The sequence below is a fragment of the Bacillus sp. TH25 genome (assembly GCF_016650935.1).
GTDB lineage: Bacteria > Bacillota > Bacilli > Bacillales > Bacillaceae_G > Bacillus_A > Bacillus_A mycoides.
Genome location: NZ_JAEKEU010000009.1, coordinates 234,597 through 248,786, shown reverse-complemented (window position 1 = coordinate 248,786; position 14,190 = coordinate 234,597). Strand labels below are relative to the sequence as shown.

Genomic DNA, 14,190 nt, shown 5'->3' with positions numbered 1-14,190 from the left:
TTGTAATGTGTTTTAGTTTTATAGTGTATACTGGTGCCGAGTTATTAAGGATTATAAATAAATCGGTGTTTAAGTTAGCGTACTTAATGAATACTATAGAAGTTATGAAGAAAAAAGATAAATAGATAGGGGCATACACCTACATTCATTATTTTTACGTGAAATTTTAATTTAAAAATAGTTAAGTTATATGATTCAGATGGGCAGTATACAATTAGTTCAAAGAAAACATTCTTTGAACTAATTAGCTATTAAATAAACTTGTTACATAAATAGTTCGTATAACAATAATTGATAGTGTTAAGGACATAGCTGTTCATATTTTTTTGTAATTCCTGTTATGGAATTATTAAATATTTGCAGGTGTAATGTAAGGCTGCTTTATTTTGAAAGAAATCTTTTGAAATGGTCATAATATGAATAATAATTAGAAACAAATTTTTAAAAAATGATGAAAGACTTAAGAAGGTGAATATATTGCTTAAACATTCACATTTGCAATTTATCTTATTAACAATAGCTCTAATATTCTATATAAGCTTTTGCTATATATTTTTATTTGTTTTTCCGAATCAATATTTCGTATCAGATTTTAATATCCGACTATCATCCTTAGTTGTTGAAACTACTGTATTTATCTCATTACTGTATTCTATATTATCCAGAAAAATTAAGTTAGGAGTATTCTGGGTTTGCATTACTATTGCAATAGGGTGTTTCTTGATAGGGAATTTTATATCCGCTTTTCAAGTACTTAATGTAGAATTGCCGATACAAAATTTTAATATCTCTGATGTGTTTTTGTTGTTTTTCTTATTCTTCTTTCTCTTTGCATTCTTTTATAAAATCATTATGGAATGTAACAAGTGGGAAAAGGCGTATTTACTTTGTGATTTATGTATTGTTGTTACTGCTATTTTTACATTAGAGTGGTACCTATTTAATAAACCTTCTGCAAATATCTTATTCTTATCAATTGGAGATGTTTTTCTTTCATTTATTTTTCCGATTATAGATTTATTGCTTCTTTTACTAGGAATTAGCCTGATCTTTCGACCAGCTATTTTTAATGCGAAAAGTAAATTATTTATTTTTATTCTCGTATTAACTGGATTGGCTATTACGGACTACTTGTATTTTTACTTACAAGATGATTTGTCAGATCGTTCACTTATATTATTAAGGTGTTTGTATAGAGTTTTCCTATTATTAATTGCTATTGCTGCTGCTATACCGAAGAATGCATCTTCTAGAAGGAATTATTTCATTATCGATCCCACATTTGGGAAGAAACTTCTTGTTATATTTCCTTATCTTGCAGTTGCGGTATTAATTGGTTTTACTCTTAAAGAGCAAACTTCCTCGGCTACACTTATTACTGGGAATTGTATTGCATTTGTATTTGTGCTGATTCGTCATACTATCGTACGAATGCAAAACAGCGATTTAACCGAAATGTTAAAAGTGTTTAATAATCAATTAGAACAAAAAGTATCTCAAAGAACAGAAGATTTAATAAACAAATCCAATGACTTGGTCAAAAATCAAGAGAGATTTAAGTCATTATATGAGTATCATCCAGATCCTATTTTAACGATTAATTCAAATGGTACTGTGTTAAATATAAACCAGGCTGGAAGTATGTTATTAGGAAAAAACAGTGATGAATTAATAGGTAAAGAGTGCTTCTCGATTTTTTTAGACGAAGATAGATCTGAATTGGAAGCAGCTCTACAGGAAGGGAAACGATGCAGTTCGGCTTCGTTACAATTACGTGTGAAAAATAATAATGAGAAGGACATTCATTTTTGGTACGTCACCATTGTTCCTATTATGATAGAAGGACAAACTTTTGGGAGTTATGTAATGGTAAAAGACATTACGAGAATGAAGAAACAACAAGATGAGATAAACTATCTAGCATTCCATGATACAGTGACGGAGATTGGAAATCGAATATTCTTCCAAAAAGAATTAGAAAAATCCATTGAGCGTGCACGAAAAACGCAGGGTGAATTTGGACTCTTGTATATAGATTTAAATCGTTTTAAGACTATTAATGATACACTGGGACATTCAATTGGTGACAGTGTTTTAAAAGAAGTTGCTAAACGTTTTAGGACATGTCTGTCACCGGCTATTCCTCTAGCGAGAATAGGGGGAGATGAGTTTGCAATCATAGTCCATAACCATACAGAGCAACAGCTATTGGATTTGTGTGAAACTCTATTTCGTATAACTGAAGAAGCATTTGTAGTAAATCAGCATAGCTTTTACTTATCTCTTAGTATAGGAATAGCAGTGTATCCATTTGGAGGAATAAATACTACTACACTTTTACAACATGCTGATATTGCTATGTATAGTGCAAAGGAAAAAGGTAATAATGCTGTTTGCATGTATGACGAGACATTATCAAAAAAAATAACAAGACGATTACGATTAGAACAGGATTTACCTAATGCATTAGAAAATAATGAGTTGTTTCTATTATATCAACCACAAGTTGATAGTAAGGCTGGTATGGTTATTGGTGCAGAGGCTTTAATACGTTGGCAACATCCAGAGCTGGGGCTGATTTCACCTTTTGAGTTTATACCTATCGCGGAAGAAACATCGCAGATTATTTCAATTGGGAAATGGACGTTACAGGAAGCGTGTCGACAACTGAAAGAATGGCATTCTGCGGGCTATTCAAATCTAAAAATGGGGATAAATTTATCAGCTATAGAGTTTGAACAGAAGGACTTTGTTCAAACAATCATATCTACTATAGAAGAAGTAGGGGTACCTGCTAGTTCGATCGATTTAGAATTAACTGAGCGGATAGCAATGGTAGATGAAAAAGAAACGTTAGCGAAGTTAAAAGCATTAAAATCATATGGTGTACATTTATCAATTGACGATTTTGGCACAGGGTATTCTTCATTAGCATATCTCCCTTTGTATCCAATTGATACCTTAAAAATTCCAAGAGAATTTGTTAATAGGATCGGAAATTCTACTGATGGAAATGAAATTATTCATACCATTATTTCACTAGCGCATACTTTAAACATGAAAGTGATCGCAGAAGGGGTAGAAACGAAGGAACAATTAACAGTGTTACAACGTAATGCATGTTATCTAATTCAGGGCTATTACTACAGTAAACCTGTAAGTGAAGATGAATTCATCAAGTTTTTAAGCACAATGTAGCGTCACCTTTTCTAAGAAAACCACAATCTAGATTTGTTTTTTGTTGAAATTATAACAAATAGAGGACAGCAAAGTAACTGTCAAAATGTTTTAGCATTTAATTTGGCTTAATAGGAAATTCTAATGAGCAAAGACCTTATCTGATTTTAGTTTTAGAAAGGAGAGAAGCAGATGGATTCAATATGGCTAGAGTACGCTTGGGCATTATTAATTCTAATTGGATTAGAAGGATTGTTATCGGCTGACAATGCCCTTGTCCTAGCAGTTATTGCGAAACACTTACCCGAAGAAGAGAAAAAAAGAGCTATAAATTACGGAATCATTATGGCCTTTGTTTTTCGATTTGCAGCTCTATTTGCGATTTCATTTATTGCAAATGTTTGGCAAATACAAGCAATAGGAGCAGCGTATCTTCTTTATTTAGGATTGAAGCATGTCATTCAGGTGCAATTCGGAAAAGACAATCAAAATATTCATAAGGACGATGAAAAGGAAGCGGCAGGTAAAAGCTACTGGTTCACAGTAGGAAAGATTGCATTAGCTGACCTTGCTTTCGCGATCGATTCAATATTAGCCGCAGTTGCTCTTGCCCTTGGTCTTCCAGATTCACCGCTAGAAGATTTCGGTGGTATGGATGGAGGCCAGTTCATAGTTGTACTTCTCGGAGGGATTGCCGGGCTTATTTTAATTAAATTTGCGGCAACTTGGTTTGTACAATTACTTGAGAAACGTCCAGCATTGGAAACAACAGCATACGCAATTGTTGCCTGGGTCGGTGTAAAACTCGCTGTAATTACACTTGCCCACGAGGATATTGGTATCTTAGACCATGATTTCCCGCACAGTACAACTTGGACTTTAATCTTCTACGGAGTATTAGTTGCTATTGCACTAATTGGTTGGTTTGCACCGGGAAGTAAGTCATCTCAGAATAATTCTAAAATGTAATACAAAGGTCAGAGCATTATGTGCTTTGTCCTTTTCAATAATAATTATATTGTGTATTTTTCGATTTAACGCTATAATTATAGTGTTAAAGATGGAATCGTGATATGACCTGTTATGAATCTATCATTTTATTTATGAATAAATGGACTGGTATTTTAGCAAGATGTGCTAATAAACTACTCCACCATGATGATAACGTGCCAAAAATGTGGTGCGTATATTTTCGTGGTGGAGTTTTTTTTATTCTCAAAAAGGGGGAGTAACCATGAACGACAGCATGGTTCATATTACAATTGACGGCAAAGAATATAGTGCTGAGCCTGGTTCAACGGTACTAGGCATCGTTAATGAGAACGGAATTGAACATCCACAAATTTGTTACGTGCCGGAAGTGGATCCGATTCAAACGTGTGATACTTGCATTGTAGAAGTGAATGGAAAGCTTGTGCGATCCTGTTCAACTGTAGTGACGAGCGGCATGAATATTGAGTTAGCCTCTATTAGTGCGAAGGCAGCACAACATGAGGCGATGGATCGCTTATTAGAAAATCATTTACTGTACTGTACGGTTTGTGACAACAATAACGGGAATTGTAAACTGCATAATACGGCAGAATTAATGGAAATTGAGCATCAAAAATATCCTTACGAGCCAAAAGTTGATGCAAGCGAAGTTGATATGTCTCATCCATTTTATCGCTATGACCCGAATCAATGTATCGCGTGTGGTCAATGTGTAGAAGTGTGTCAAAACTTACAAGTAAATGAAACGTTATCTATTGATTGGGAGGCAGAGCGTCCTCGTGTTATTTGGGATGAAGGAGTAGATATTAACGATTCTTCATGTGTAAGCTGCGGTCAATGTGTAACAATTTGTCCTTGTAATGCATTAATGGAGAAATCGATGCTTGGTGAAGCTGGATTTATGACTGGGCTGAAGCCGGATATTCTTGAGCCGATGGTCGATCTTATTAAAGAGGTTGAACCTGGATATAGCGGTATTTTCGCTGTGTCAGAAGTAGAAGCTGCAATGCGCGATACTCGTACGAAGAAGACGAAAACAGTATGTACGTTTTGTGGTGTAGGTTGTTCATTTGAAGTGTGGACGAAGGGCCGTGAAATTTTAAAAGTGCAACCATCTTCTGAAGCACCAGTTAATGCGATTTCTACTTGTGTAAAAGGAAAGTTTGGTTGGGATTTCGTGAATTCCGAAAAACGAATTACGAAACCTTTAATTCGTAAAAATGGAGTGTTCGTGGAATCAACTTGGGAAGAAGCGCTTAATGTAGTGGCAAATAAAATGGGCTCTATTAAAGAAGAGTACGGTAAAGGTTCTATCGGCTTTATTTCTTCTTCTAAAATTACGAATGAAGATAATTATGTTATTCAAAAATTAGCACGACAAGTGTTTGAAACGAACAATATTGATAACTGCTCACGTTATTGTCAATCACCAGCGACGGATGGATTGTTCCGTACAATTGGTATGGGTGGAGATGCAGGGACGATTAAAGATATCGCGCAATCGGGTCTTGTTATTATCGTCGGTTGTAATCCAACAGAAGGTCATCCTGTGTTAGCGACTCGTGTGAAACGTGCGCATAAACTTCACGGTCAAAAACTAATTGTCGCAGATCTTCGTAAAACTGAAATGGCAGAGCGTTCAGATATCTTTATTAGTCCAAAGCAAGGGACAGATCAAGTATGGTTAATGGCTGTTACAAAATATATGATCGATCAAGGTTGGCACGATCAGCAGTTCATCGACGAGAATGTAAACTTCTTTGAAGATTTCAAAGATAGTCTTAAAAAATATACGCTTGAATATGCAGAAGAGATTACAGGTATTTCAAAAGAAACTCTCGTTCAAATGGCCGAGATGATTCGTGATGCAAATGGTACGTGTATTCTTTGGGGTATGGGTGTAACGCAAAATACGGGTGGCTCAGATACTTCCGCTGCGATTTCAAACTTACTTCTTGCAACAGGAAATTATCGCCGTCCAGGTGCTGGTGCATATCCACTTCGAGGTCATAATAACGTACAAGGTGCTTGTGATATGGGAACTCTCCCAGGTTGGCTTCCGGGATATCAACACGTTACTGATGATGTAGAACGTGCGAAATTTGAAATAGCTTACGGAGTAAAAATTGATAATAAACCAGGTCTAAATAACATTGAAATGCTTCACGCAATTGATGAAGGGAAAATGAAAGCTATGTATCTTGTTGGAGAGGATATGGCTCTCGTAGACTCTAACGCAAATCACGTACATGAAGTGTTATCAAGTCTTGAATTCTTTGTCGTTCAAGATGTGTTCCTTTCTAAAACAGCTCAATACGCTGATGTAGTATTACCAGCAGCGCCATCTCTTGAGAAAGAAGGTACTTTTACAAATACTGAGCGTCGTGTACAAAGGTTATATCAAGTACTGCCGGCGCTAGAAGATGCGAAACCAGACTGGTGGATCGTGCAGGCAATTGCTAATAAGTTAGGCGCAAACTGGAATTATAATCATCCAAGTGAAATCTTTGCTGAAATGGCAAGCTTATCACCACTATTCGCACACGCAAACTATGAAGTGCTTGAAGGGTGGAACAGTTTCCACTGGGGAAGTTTTGATGGAACGAATACGCCGCTGCTATTTAAAGATGGATTTAACTTCCCGGACAAAAAAGCTCGTTTTGCGATAGCTGATTGGGTACGTCCTGCTGAATTTCCAGCAGAATACGATCTTCACATTAATAACGGTCGTATGCTTGAACATTTCCATGAAGGGAACATGACAAATAAATCAACTGGTATTCAATCGAAAGTACCAGGTGTTTTCGTTGAAGTTTCTCCAGAGTTAGCAAGGGAACGTGGAGTGAAAACTGGTTCGTTAGTACGCCTTGTTTCTCCATTCGGAGCACTTAAATTACGTGCACTTGTAACGGATCGTGTAAAAGCGAATGAACTGTATTTACCGATGAACTCGACAGATAATGAAACGGCGATTAATTTCTTAACAGGTCCTGCGGTCGATCAACGTACGAATACGCCTGCATATAAACAAACGAAAGTGCGTATGGAAGTGTTACAAGTAGAAGGTGAAAATCCGATGCCAAAAACGAACCCACGTAATAAAAAGCGTCATCCTCAAAACGGCATTGAGGTAAATCGCAAGTGGGCTCGTCCAGGATACGTACATTTAACGGATAAAGTGAAACTTTAATCAGGTGGGGGGTTCTTTATCCCTCACTGATTATTAGCCTTCACCAATCGGGCTTTTACGGGCAGCCCAACCCCCATCTAACTTCTTGGCTTTCATTGAATTTTGAGGTAGGGGTCTTACTGCCCGCAAATAGCGGGATAACTAGGGAGGAGAAAAGAATATGGCAGCACCTATTCAAGCGATCCAGAAGCAGGAGCTAACTGAGGAAGAACTTAAACAACAAAAACTCGAAGCTTTAAAAGAACTGCTAGCTAATAATGAAGATGCTTTAAATCAAATGTTTAATATAGTAGGTGAATTAAATGACATTGGGATGCTGGAAGCAGCAAATTCTATGCTGAAAGCGAAAGAACCAATCGCAAAAATCGTTCTAGGCCAAGTCACTCGTGAACCAGTTACAAATTTAATTAATAATATGATGGGCGCTGCAGGAGCTTTAACAGAACTTGATCCGGAACTTACGAAAAAGCTTATAGGTAGCGTATTGACAGGTATGGATGAAGGAAATCAGCATTTGCAAAGTAATAAAAAAGTAGGAATATTAGACCTTATGAAAGTACTGAAGGATCCAGATATTAATCGTGCTATCGGATTTGGTCTTCATTTCTTAAAAGGTATGGGTAAAGGGTTAAAAGAAGAATAGATAAGCAACAATAATAGTATTTCATATGTTGTTTGCGTACTTGAGATAATTGTAAAAGATGATCCATTTCGTCTCATTATTAAATAGTTTAGACGAAATGATCATTTTGTTAAAATAGTTGTGATGGAATAACTAGGAAGGAATGAGAGTATGTCAAAAATGGTGCATGAATTTAATGATATGATACGAAAGCTTCGAAAGGATTTATTCGGAAAAGGGCCGGAACGAATTCATACTGTATTTGCTGAAAATATGGCGATTGCTACACTTTATGGGAATTTGACACCTACAGAGAAATTCATTTCGGGAACTATGGAGGGCGCGGAAATGGTTCATATGGCTCGAACGAAAATGATTCAAGAAGTGTATGCTGCTAATTCTCGTGAACATTTAGAAGAACTTGTTGGGGCGAAATTAGTTCATCTGTTTTCTGATATGAAAGTAGATGAAGATATTGCAGTTTCGGTGTTTGTCTTTGATAAAAATATAACGTGAGAGAAGGATACTCATCGTGAAATCGATTCAGGTGGAACGGGAAATCTTCAAATATGAGCAAGGGGAATTTAAACATATAGAGGACAGCATTGTAACAGAGTTTCCTGTTACGGTTAAAATTAACGGCCAGGAATTTGTTACAATGGTTAGTACTCCAGAGTATATTGAAGATATGGTAATCGGCTTTTTAGCCTCTGAAGGCATTATCCGGAAGTATGAAGATGTTGATGAAATATGGGTGCAAGAAAAAGAAGGTTATGTACATGTGAAAACGACGAAAATCAATCCTTATTATCGTGACATGCAAAACAAACGTTATATCACTTCATGCTGTGGAATGAGTAGGCAAGGGTTTGTTTTCGCAAACGATGCGCTGACTGCGAAAAAAATGAATGATATTCGCGTAAAAATCTCTGCCGAGGATTGTTTTAGGTTAATGAATGATATGCAGCAATCTGCGTCTACGTTTCAACATACAGGCGGCGTTCATAATGCAGCTTTATGTGATGTGAATGGAATTATTTTAAGCCGGATGGATATAGGAAGACATAACGCTTTAGATAAAATTTACGGTTATTGTTTAAAAAATAACATTTCGATTGGTGATAAAATTATTGTTTTTAGCGGACGTATCTCTTCTGAAATTCTATTGAAAGTTGCGAAAATTGGCTGTGAAGTAATATTGTCAAAATCAGCTCCAACTGAGTTAGCATTAGAGCTAGCGGGGCAGTTAGGGATTACTACAATAGGCTTCATTCGTAATAAATCTTTAAATGTATATACGCATCCAGAGCGGATTGTAAATATAAATAAGTAGAAACGAGGCAATAAATATGAAATCTGTTACATTAGACAAATTGGATCGTCCTTTAAAGGACTTGCGTATTTCGGTTACTGATCGTTGTAATTTTCGCTGTCGATATTGTATGCCGGAGGAAATATTTGGTCGTGATTATTCTTTTTTGTCTAATGATAAAATTTTATCTTTTGATGAAATTGAAAGGATTACACGTATTTTCGTTTCTTTAGGTGTAAGAAAGTTACGCATTACTGGGGGAGAGCCTTTACTCCGAAAAGGCCTACCTGAACTCATACAACGGTTAAACGAAATTGAAGGAGTAGAGGATATTGGTTTAACGACAAATGGATCATTACTTAAAAAATTTGCTCCTGATTTATATAAGGCCGGTTTATCTCGTGTGACAGTTAGTTTGGATTCTTTGGACGAAGAGCGTTTCTCTTATTTAAATGGGAATAGAAGTAAAGTAAAAACGGTTCTGGCAGGAATACAGGCTGCAGCGGAAGTCGGAATGAAAATTAAAATGAACATGGTTGTTCAAAAAGGGAAAAATGAGCAAGACATCGTTCAGATGGCAGAGTACTTTAAAGAAAATAAGCATATTTTACGATTTATTGAATATATGGATGTCGGTAATTATAACGGCTGGGAATTAGGCGAAGTAGTTTCTAAGCAAGAAATAGTAGAGATGATTCATAAAGTGATGCCGCTTGAACGTATTGAAGCGAACTATCCTGGTGAGGTTGCGACACGTTATCGCTATATCGGTAGTGATGAAGAAATAGGAATTATTTCATCTGTAACAGATTCGTTCTGTTCATCATGTACAAGAGCACGTATTTCCGCAGAAGGAAAATTGTATACATGTTTGTTTGCTTCTAAAGGAAACGATCTTAAAGAATTACTTCGCTCTGGATATACGGATGAGGAGATTACTAATGGTATTCGTGACATTTGGAATAATCGTTCAGACCGTTATTCAGATGAACGATTAAGCGATACGAATAAAAAAACAATGCCGAAAATTGAAATGTCGCATATCGGTGGCTGAGAAACTACTATGAATATGGATTCTCTTTGTTAACGTAAATAGTGGGAAATGTGCAAGTTTTGTACACTTTCTATAAGTATAGTAAAAATGATGATTGATATTTCTGTAAGAGATATGCAGAGAGATTAAGCAGCATTCAAAAATCCTTACGATGTTAAGGGTTTTTGGTGCTGCTTTTTTTAGATGAAAAAAATGGAGGAATTGGTTATGGCATTTCACAAACCGGAACAAATCGCGGCGCTTGTGATTGAATCCGGTGTTCAAAAGGTAAGGCAACCGCTATCCGCAATGCTTATTCTTGGCTTTTTAGGAGGAGCATTCATTTCGTTAGGATTTTTACTTAATATTCGTGTTCTAGGTAATGTACCGGAGCAATGGGGAAGTTTAGTCAATTTTATAGGAGGAGCGGTTTTTCCAATCGGACTTATGCTCGTAGTTTTGGCGGGAGGAGAATTAATTACAGGAAATATGATGTCAATGGCCATGGCACTTTATGCACGGAAAATTTCATTGAAACATGTGTTAAACAATTGGGCGTGGATCACTTTAACTAACTTCGCAGGTGCACTTTTCGTAGCGTATTGTTTCGGTCATCTTGGCGGGCTTACAGAGGGTGCGTATTTAAATAAAACGATAGCGATAGCTCAAGATAAGTTACATGAATCTTTCGGGAGAACGTTAATTTTAGCAATTGGTTGTAACTGGCTCGTTTGCCTAGCAATTTGGTTAGCATATGGAACGAACGATTTAATTGGGAAGATTGTTGGAATATGGATTCCGATTATGGCATTTGTCGTCATTGGATTTCAGCAAGTAGTAGCAAATATGTTTGTCATTTCAGCAGTTATTTTTGCGGGGCACCTTACGTGGATGGATCTTGCGAAAAACTTTGTGCCAGTCTTTATCGGAAATGTAATTGGCGGAGCGGGATTTGTTGGATTCGCTTATTTTTCTTGTTATCAGAAACAAAGTGTTATCGAGAAAGATGTATTGAAAAAATAACAGTATATGAAGTTGATTTTCAGATGAAAGGAAGGTTATCTCATGATAGAGCGGTATTCACGACAACAGTTGTTCACTCCTATTGGAAAAGAAGGGCAAGAGAAGATTAGAAATAAGCATGTGTTAATAGTAGGGGCAGGTGCATTAGGAAGTGCCAGTGCAGAGTCATTTGTACGTGCAGGTATCGGAAAATTAACGATTATTGATCGCGATTACGTAGAATGGAGCAATTTACAGCGGCAACAACTTTACGCTGAACAAGATGCGATAGAAAAGTTGCCAAAAGCAATTGCAGCACAGAATCGTTTACAAAAAATTAATTCAGAAGTACAAATTCAAGCTCTTGTCATGGATGCAAGAGTAGATAATATGGAAGCTTTACTAGGTGGTGTCGATGTCATTATTGATGCCACAGATAATTTCGATATTCGATTTGTGATCAATGACACATCACAAAAACACAATATCCCTTGGATTTACGGTTCTTGTGTCGGAAGTTATGGCATGAGCTATACAATTATTCCGAAGAAAACACCGTGCTTACATTGTGTACTGAAAAGTGTTCCTGTCACAGGAGGGGCAACGTGTGACACAGTTGGAATTATTAGTCCAGCTGTTCAAATCGTCTCAGCGTACCAAGTGGCAGAAGCATTCAAAATTTTAGTAGAAGATTACGAAGCAGTTAGGAAAACATTTTTAATGTTTGATATATGGAGTAATCAATATCATTCTATCAAACTAGGAAAAATCAAAACGGAAGGCTGTCCTTCGTGCGGAACAAATAGAACTTATCCTTATTTATCATACGAAAATCAAACGAAGACAGCTGTTTTATGCGGAAGAAATACAGTTCAAATTAGACCGGCGCATAATAATCATTACAACTTTGACGATTTAGAAAAAGTATTAAAAAAACACGGGAAAGTAGATCGAAATCCGTATTTGCTCTCTTGCCAATTAGAAGAGTATCGGATCGTCATTTTTCATGATGGTCGTGTATTTATTCATGGCACGAATGAAATTCAAAAAGCGAAACAACTATACTATCGGTTATTAGGATAATAGAGAGGGATTGGTAATGATGGAAAGAAGAGTGCCAATTACAGTTGAAGAGGCTGTTCATAAAGTGATGGCATTTGCTAATTATGGTGTAAAAGAACTAGTACCACTGGAATTAGCATACGGACGTACATTAGCAGACGATTTAGTAGCTGATCACGATGTGCCTTCTTTCGACCGCTCACCATATGATGGATTTGCTATTAGGGTAGAAGATACTTCGCGAGCAAGTCGTGAGAATCCAATCGTATTTGAAGTCATCGGTGAAATTGGAGCAGGTTCCGTATTTCCTAAAGAAGTAGGAGCGTTTCAAGCAGTTCGAATTATGACAGGGGCACAAATTCCGAAAGGATGTAACGCGGTCGTCATGCTAGAACTGACTCGTCATCGTCAATATGAGAATATCGGAAAAAGCTATATGGAAGTGAGGCGCTCATTTAAAGAAGGGGATAATATATCCTTTCAAGGTGAAGATGCACGTAAAGGAACCGTTCTCGCAAAAAGGGGTTGTTACATTAATCCAGGTATTTCTGCTCTTCTTGCTACATTCGGTTATAGCGAAGTGCCCGTCGCGAAAAAGCCAGTCATAGGACTATTAGCGACTGGAAGTGAGCTTCTCGATGTAAATGAAGAACTACAACCTGGGAAAATTCGAAATAGTAATACGTATATGATATCGTCTCAAATTCGAAGAGCAGGTGGAAGAGTAAAGTATTTTGGACAGTTTAGCGATGATTTGAATACGTGCTACGAAGCAGTGAAAAGAGCGTTAAGCGAAGTTGATATGTTAATTACAACTGGTGGTGTTTCAGTAGGGGATTATGACTATTTGCCAGCTATATACGAAAAATTAGGCGCATCAGTTCTTTTCAACAAAGTTGCTATGCGGCCGGGTAGCGTCACGACCGTAGCACAATTAAAAGGAAAATTATTATTCGGATTATCAGGTAATCCATCTGCTTGTTACGTAGGCTTTGAATTATTTGTAAGACCTAGCATTCGTGCGTATATGTTTAGCGAAACACCACATGTAAAACGAGAAAAAGCAATGCTCGGAGAAGACTTTCTAAAACCTAATCCATTTACAAGATTTGTACGAGGTAAGCTGAAGTATAACGAAGGACAACTAATCGCTTATCCATCAGGATTTGATAAATCTAGTTCCGTCTCTTCATTAGTAGAATCAAACATTTTTATCGTATTACTAGGTGGTACGAGAGGATATAAGAAAGGGATGTTTGTAGACGTTCTTTTATTAGAAGATAACGAAGGTAGTGAATGGCCTTGGACATTCCGTAAAGTGGGGAGAGGTTTTGATGGGACAAGCACGATTTGAAATTGTAGATAATCCGATTGTAGCTCAAGAAGTAACGGATAAAGTAGCAAGACGCGAAGCGGGAGCAATTACAACTTTTATTGGAACGGTTAGAGAAGTAACGAAAGGAAAACGAACGTTACATCTTGAGTATGAAGCATATAAACCGATGGCGGTAAAAAAGCTTACTGCAATTGGAGAAGAAATTAAGAAACAGTGGCCGGATGCAAAAATAGCAATTACGCACCGAGTAGGACGACTAGAAATAATGGATATCGCCGTTGTCATTGCAGTATCGTCCCCACATCGTAAAGTAGCGTACGAAGCGAATGAATACGCAATTGAACGTATAAAGAGAATCGTCCCCATTTGGAAAAAAGAATTTTGGGAAGATGGAACGGAGTGGATTGGAGATCAACTTGAAAATACTCCATATCCAGAAGGAAAACCAAAGAAAGAAGAATGA

At 36.9% G+C, this 14,190-nt stretch carries 11 protein-coding genes and 1 pseudogene; all 12 read left to right on the top strand.

Annotated features, from left to right (window positions below):
* Window positions 1-477 precede the first annotated feature (477 nt).
* The 12 genes and pseudogenes from JFT89_RS05775 (at window position 478) to JFT89_RS05720 (ending at window position 14,190) form a co-directional block, all read left to right on the top strand.
* Window positions 478-3,198 (top strand): sensor domain-containing protein, encoded by a 2,721-nt coding sequence (locus JFT89_RS05775; protein ID WP_201039655.1) that lies wholly within the window; start codon window positions 478-480, stop codon window positions 3,196-3,198.
* Window positions 3,199-3,369: 171 nt separating this feature from the next.
* A complete protein-coding gene (locus tag JFT89_RS05770; RefSeq protein WP_201039653.1) occupies window positions 3,370-4,146 on the top strand; it encodes a TerC family protein in 777 nt (258 codons plus the stop codon).
* A gap of 104 nt (window positions 4,147-4,250) precedes the next feature.
* Window positions 4,251-4,443: pseudogene (locus tag JFT89_RS05765) on the top strand (hypothetical protein).
* Window positions 4,412-7,360 (top strand): formate dehydrogenase subunit alpha, encoded by a 2,949-nt coding sequence (fdhF, locus tag JFT89_RS05760; protein ID WP_201039651.1) that lies wholly within the window; start codon window positions 4,412-4,414, stop codon window positions 7,358-7,360. Before JFT89_RS05765 ends, fdhF begins: the two are co-directional and overlap by 32 nt.
* Before the next feature lie 160 nt (window positions 7,361-7,520).
* Window positions 7,521-8,003: a helical membrane plugin domain-containing protein gene (locus JFT89_RS05755; protein WP_002012016.1), complete on the top strand. Its 483-nt coding sequence runs from the start codon at window positions 7,521-7,523 to the stop codon at window positions 8,001-8,003.
* Window positions 8,004-8,153: 150 nt separating this feature from the next.
* Window positions 8,154-8,498: a Na-translocating system protein MpsC family protein gene (locus JFT89_RS05750; protein ID WP_002064644.1), complete on the top strand. Its 345-nt coding sequence runs from the start codon at window positions 8,154-8,156 to the stop codon at window positions 8,496-8,498.
* Window positions 8,499-8,514: 16 nt separating this feature from the next.
* Entirely contained in the window at window positions 8,515-9,315 is an 801-nt protein-coding gene (gene fdhD, locus JFT89_RS05745; RefSeq protein ID WP_201039649.1) for a formate dehydrogenase accessory sulfurtransferase FdhD, read from the top strand.
* Between the two features lie 16 nt (window positions 9,316-9,331).
* Entirely contained in the window at window positions 9,332-10,348 is a 1,017-nt protein-coding gene (moaA, locus tag JFT89_RS05740; protein ID WP_201039639.1) for a GTP 3',8-cyclase MoaA, read from the top strand.
* Between the two features lie 207 nt (window positions 10,349-10,555).
* Entirely contained in the window at window positions 10,556-11,350 is a 795-nt protein-coding gene (locus JFT89_RS05735) for a formate channel (RefSeq protein WP_201039638.1), read from the top strand.
* 42 nt (window positions 11,351-11,392) lie between these two features.
* Window positions 11,393-12,412, top strand: coding sequence for a molybdopterin-synthase adenylyltransferase MoeB (locus tag JFT89_RS05730; protein ID WP_201039637.1), 1,020 nt, complete (start codon window positions 11,393-11,395; stop codon window positions 12,410-12,412).
* A 19-nt stretch (window positions 12,413-12,431) separates the two neighbouring features.
* Window positions 12,432-13,745 carry a molybdopterin molybdotransferase MoeA gene (locus JFT89_RS05725; protein ID WP_201040011.1) on the top strand — a complete coding sequence of 438 codons (1,314 nt, stop codon included), beginning with the start codon at window positions 12,432-12,434 and terminating at the stop codon, window positions 13,743-13,745.
* On the top strand, window positions 13,726-14,190 hold the full coding sequence (locus JFT89_RS05720) for a molybdenum cofactor biosynthesis protein MoaE (protein ID WP_201039636.1): 465 nt from the start codon (window positions 13,726-13,728) through the stop codon (window positions 14,188-14,190). The genes JFT89_RS05725 and JFT89_RS05720 overlap by 20 nt, the downstream gene beginning before the upstream one ends.